This is a genomic window from Mesorhizobium sp. M7D.F.Ca.US.004.03.1.1 (genome assembly GCF_003998635.1).
In the GTDB taxonomy this organism is placed as follows: Bacteria; Pseudomonadota; Alphaproteobacteria; order Rhizobiales; family Rhizobiaceae; genus Mesorhizobium; species Mesorhizobium loti.
Genome location: NZ_RZQG01001688.1, coordinates 1 through 561, shown reverse-complemented (window position 1 = coordinate 561; position 561 = coordinate 1). Strand labels below are relative to the sequence as shown.

The 561-nt window shown below is 68.4% G+C and carries 1 protein-coding gene; it reads right to left on the bottom strand.

The window, feature by feature from the left end:
* A partial coding sequence (locus EN935_RS39500; protein ID WP_127374429.1) for a putative sulfate exporter family transporter occupies positions 1-561 on the bottom strand: 561 nt, incomplete at both ends.

The window sequence follows — 561 nt, the reverse complement described above, 5'->3', positions numbered from 1 at the left end:
CCATGGCGGCGGGCCCCATGGTCAGCATGATGGTGGTGGCGAGCGCCATGGCGGATTTCACCTCGGCAGGCACCGTGACCAGGCTGTTCAGCGCCACGACGGCGACGAAGGCGGCGACGAACCACGGCATGGGAGGCCGCGCGGCTGTCTGATCGCCGCTCTTGCGGCGCGCCATCAGGCCGAGTGCGACGACCATCGGCGCCAGCATGGCGACGCGGGTCAGCTTGGCGACGGTGGCGATCTCGCCGGACTGGGTGCCGTTCTGGAAGCCGGCGCCAATGACTTGCGCCACCTCATGGATCGAAGCGCCAGCCCACAGGCCGAAAGCGTGCTGGTCGAGGCCGAGCATGGGCGCCATAAGCGGGAAGCCGAGCATGGCGACGGTGCCGAACAAGGTGATCGAGGCGACGGCGTAGGTGACGTCCTCGTCGCGCGCATCGGTGACGATGTTGGTGGCGACGATGGCCGAGGCGCCGCAGATCGAGGTGCCGGCGGCGATCAACTGCGCCAGCTTGGCGTCGACGCCGATCAGCCGGCCGAGCATGATGGTGAAAACGAAGG